This is a genomic window from Actinoplanes sp. NPDC026623, assembly GCF_040638275.1.
Lineage (GTDB): Bacteria > Actinomycetota > Actinomycetes > Mycobacteriales > Micromonosporaceae > Actinoplanes.
On sequence record NZ_JBEZXZ010000384.1, the window covers coordinates 1 to 3,154 of the forward strand.

2 protein-coding genes and 1 pseudogene are annotated in these 3,154 nt (G+C 75.2%); all 3 read right to left on the reverse strand.

Annotated elements, in window-relative coordinates:
• Positions 1 to 34: 34 nt before the first annotated feature.
• Positions 35 to 736: a methylmalonyl Co-A mutase-associated GTPase MeaB gene (gene meaB, locus AB0F10_RS44960; RefSeq protein WP_360640650.1), complete on the reverse strand. Its 702-nt coding sequence runs from the start codon at positions 734 to 736 to the stop codon at positions 35 to 37.
• Positions 733 to 2,856 (reverse strand): methylmalonyl-CoA mutase, encoded by a 2,124-nt coding sequence (gene scpA / locus AB0F10_RS44965; RefSeq protein ID WP_360640651.1) that lies wholly within the window; start codon positions 2,854 to 2,856, stop codon positions 733 to 735. The genes meaB and scpA overlap by 4 nt, the downstream gene beginning before the upstream one ends.
• Positions 2,853 to 3,154, reverse strand: a pseudogene (locus AB0F10_RS44970) (hypothetical protein); the annotation flags it as partial. The gene scpA and the pseudogene AB0F10_RS44970, both read right to left, overlap by 4 nt.

Below are 3,154 nucleotides of genomic sequence, written 5' to 3' on the forward strand. Positions count from 1 at the left end.
CCCCGGCGAGGCCCGAATTCTCGGTGCCCCTACATCACCCCCGGGGGGCCGCGCGGCCCCCCGCGCCCCGGTGCGCCTGCCGCAGCGCCGCGCCGAGCTCGCGGGCCGTCGACCGGGCCGCGGCCACGTTCGCGCCGTCGGCCTTGGTGACCGCGACGACGTCGGCCCACTCCAGCACGCCCATCTTGATGGCCTGCAGCCGGTCGCCGGTGCCGGTCACGCTGACCAGCAGGAACGTGTCGACCAGGTCGGCCACCGCGGTCTCCGACTGGCCGACCCCGACGGTCTCCACCAGGATCACGTCGTAGCCGGCCGCCTCGACCACGGCGAGCACGTCGTGGGTGCTGTCGGCGACCCCGCCGAGCGCGCCCGAGCTGGGCGTGGGCCGGATGAACGCCGCGTCGTGCGCGCCGAGCCCGGCCATCCGGGTGCGGTCGCCGAGGATGCTGCCGCCGGTGCGCGACGACGACGGGTCGACGGCCAGCACCGCCACCCGGTGCCCGCCGGCGATCAGGTGCCGGCCGAGCGTGTCGACAAGCGTCGACTTGCCGCCGCCCGGCACCCCGCTGATCCCGATCCGGTGGGCCGTCCCGCCCGGTCCGAGCAGCTCCAGCAGGCGGCGGGCGGCCGCGCGGTCGGCCGGGCGTGCCGATTCGACAAGGGTGAGCGCGCGGGACAGCACGTGCCGGTGCCCGGCCCGGATCCCGGCGGCGTACGCCTCGACATCGATGCTCACCCGCGCTTGCCGAGCTCGGCCAGGACCCGCACCGCGGCGTCGGCGAGCACGGTGCCCGGGCCGAAGACCTCGGCCACGCCCGCCGCCCGCAACGCCGGGACGTCGCCGGGCGGGATCACCCCGCCGACCACGATCATGATGTCCGGCCGGCCGGCCGCGGCCAGTTCGGCGCGCAGCTCGGGCACGAGCGTGCCGTGCCCGCCGGCCAGCGAGTTGACGCCGACCACGTGCACGTCGGAGTCCACCGCCTGCCGGGCCACCTCGGCCGGGGTCTGGAACAGCGCGCCGACGTCGACGTCGAAGCCGAGGTCGGCGAACGCGGTCGCCACCACCTTCTGGCCGCGGTCGTGGCCGTCCTGGCCCATCTTCGCGATCAGGATCCGCGGGCGCCGGCCGTCGGCCGCCGCGAACTCGTCGGCCGCCGCCCGGGCCACGCCGATGCCGCCGCCGTCGCCGGCCTCGTCGCGGTAGACGCCGGTGATGGTCTGCACGTCGCCTTCGTAGCGGCCGAACACGGCCTCCATCGCGTCGGACATCTCGCCGACCGTGGCGCCCGCCCGGGCCGCCGCGACGCAGCGGGCGAGCAGGTTGTCGCCGGTCCGGCCGGCCGCCTCGGTGAGCGCGGCCAGCGCCGCCGCACAGGCCTGGCCGTCGCGTCCGGCCCGCAGCTCGCGCAGCCGGTCGAGTTGCCGCTGCCGGGCTACGGTGTTGTCCACCTTGCGCACCTCGGGCGGCTGGTCGGCGACCGGAGCGAAGACGTTGACGCCGACGATCCGCTGCCGGCCCGCGTCGATCCGGGCCTGGGTGCGGGCCGCGGCCTCATCGATCCGGCGCTTCGGGATGCCGGCCGCGATCGCCGCGGCCATCCCGCCGGCGCCCCGGATCTCGGCCAGGTGGGCGCGGGCGCGCCCGGTCAGCTCGTGGGTGAGGCGCTCGACGTACGCGCTGCCGCCCCACGGGTCGATCACCCGGGTGGTGCCGGTCTCGTGCTGCAGCAGCAGCTGGGTGTTGCGGGCGATCCGGGCGGAGAACTCGGTCGGCAGGGCGAGGGCCTCGTCCAGCGCGTTGGTGTGCAGCGACTGGGTGTGGCCCTGTGTCGCGGCCATCGCCTCGACGCAGGTGCGCACGACGTTGTTGTAGACGTCCTGCGCGGTCAGCGACCAGCCGGAGGTCTGGCAGTGCGCGCGCAGGGCCAGCGATTTCGGGTCGGCCGCGCCGAAGCCGCCGACCAGCTCGGACCAGAGCAGCCGGCCGGCCCGCAGCTTGGCGATCTCGGTGAAGTAGTTCATCCCGATGCCCCAGAAGAACGACAGCCGGGGCGCGAAGTCGTCCACCGCGAGCCCGGCCGCGAGCCCGGCCTCCAGGTACTCCACGCCGTCGGCCAGCGTGTAGGCCAGCTCCAGGTCGGCGGTCGCCCCGGCCTCCTGCAGGTGGTAGCCGGAGATCGAGATGGAGTTGAACCTCGGCATGTGCGCGGCGGTGTAGGCGAGCACGTCGGCGACGATCCGCATCGACGGCACCGGCGGATAGATATAGGTGTTGCGGACCATGAACTCCTTGAGGATGTCGTTCTGGATCGTCCCGGCCAGCCGGTCCGGCGACACGCCCTGCTCCTCGGCCGCCACGATGTAGAGCGCCAGGATCGGCAGGACCGCGCCGTTCATCGTCATCGAGACGCTGGTGCGCTCCAGCGGGATTCCGGCGAACAGCAGGCGCATGTCCAGAATGGAGTCGACCGCGACCCCGGCCATCCCGACGTCGCCGGCCACCCGCGGATGGTCCGAGTCGTAACCGCGATGGGTGGCCAGGTCGAACGCGACCGACAGGCCGGTCTGCCCGGCGGCCAGGTTGCGGCGGTAGAACGCGTTCGACTCCTCCGCGGTGGAGAATCCCGCGTACTGGCGGACGGTCCACGGCTGGGTCGCGTACATCGCCGGGTACGGGCCGCGCAGGTAGGGCGGCATGCCGGGCATCGTGCCCAGGTCGAGGCCGGCCAGGTCGGCGACGCCGTACCGGGGCCGCACGTCGATGCCCTCGGCGGTGCGCCACGGCCGGCCCGGCTCGTCGGCCACGGCCGCCGGGGCGCCCAGTTCGACGTCGGCGAAGTCCGGGATGGTCATGCGATCTCCAGCTCCTTGAGTACGGTCTCCAGCACGTCGGCCACGTCGCACCCGTCGTACAGGTGCCCGGTGACGCCGGGCCGCTCCGCCGGGCGGCCGGCCAGCCAGACCCCGGTCGCGCCGGCCGCGGCCAGCGCCCGGGCGGCGGCGTCGGCCTCCTCCGCGTACGCCTCGTCGGTGCCGCACAGGCAGGCGACCGTGGTGCCGGCCGCGGCCAGCGCCGCCCTCAGCTCCCGCGGGTCGCCGCCGGCGGCCGGCGCCGCGATGCCGGCGACCGCGAGCAGATCGGTGGCGAAGA